General features: G+C 62.0%; 1 protein-coding gene. It reads right to left on the bottom strand.

What is annotated here, in order from left to right:
* Positions 1-981 (bottom strand): elongation factor Tu (gene tuf, locus G3N98_RS39410; protein WP_206151138.1); only part of this gene is annotated, 981 nt, incomplete at both ends.

Raw genomic sequence — 981 nt, 5'->3', positions numbered from 1 at the left:
GCGAAGCGCAGACCTTCTTCCATCGCGATCGGAGCGATCAGCTTCACCGTGATCGACACGTTGTCGCCCGGCATCACCATTTCCTTGTCCTTCGGCAGCTCGATCGAGCCCGTCACGTCCGTCGTACGGAAGTAGAACTGCGGACGGTAGTTGTTGAAGAACGGCGTGTGACGGCCGCCTTCGTCCTTGCTCAGCACGTACACCTCAGCCGTGAAGTGCGTGTGCGGCGTGATCGAACCCGGCTTCGCCAGAACCTGGCCACGCTCCACGTCTTCACGCTTCGTGCCGCGCAGCAGGATACCAACGTTGTCGCCTGCTTGACCTTGGTCCAGCAGCTTGCGGAACATTTCAACGCCCGTGCAGGTCGTCTTCACCGTCGGCTTGATACCGACGATTTCGATTTCTTCGCCGACCTTCACGATGCCGCGCTCAACGCGACCCGTCACGACCGTACCACGGCCCGAGATCGAGAACACGTCTTCCACCGGCATCAGGAACGCGCCGTCAACTGCACGCTCCGGCGTCGGGATGTACGTGTCCAGCGCGTCGGCCAGGCTCATGATCGCCACTTCGCCCAGCTCGCCCGTGTCGCCTTCCAGCGCCAGCTTGGCCGAACCCTTCACGATCGGCGTGTCGTCGCCCGGGAAGTCGTACTTCGACAGGAGTTCGCGAACTTCCATCTCGACCAGCTCGAGCAGTTCAGCGTCGTCCACCATGTCGCACTTGTTCAGGAACACGATGATGTACGGAACGCCAACCTGACGTGCCAGCAGGATGTGCTCACGCGTTTGCGGCATCGGGCCGTCTGCTGCCGAGCAAACCAGGATCGCGCCGTCCATCTGCGCTGCGCCCGTGATCATGTTCTTCACATAGTCAGCGTGGCCCGGGCAGTCGACGTGTGCGTAGTGGCGGTTAGCCGTTTCGTACTCGACGTGTGCCGTGTTGATCGTGATGCCGCGCGCCTTTTCTTCCGGTGCCGCG

This window comes from Burkholderia sp. Tr-20390, from assembly GCF_017104595.1.
Lineage (GTDB): Bacteria > Pseudomonadota > Gammaproteobacteria > Burkholderiales > Burkholderiaceae > Burkholderia.
The sequence above is the reverse complement of the archived record's forward strand: the minus strand, read 5'-3'. Positions and strand labels throughout refer to the sequence as shown.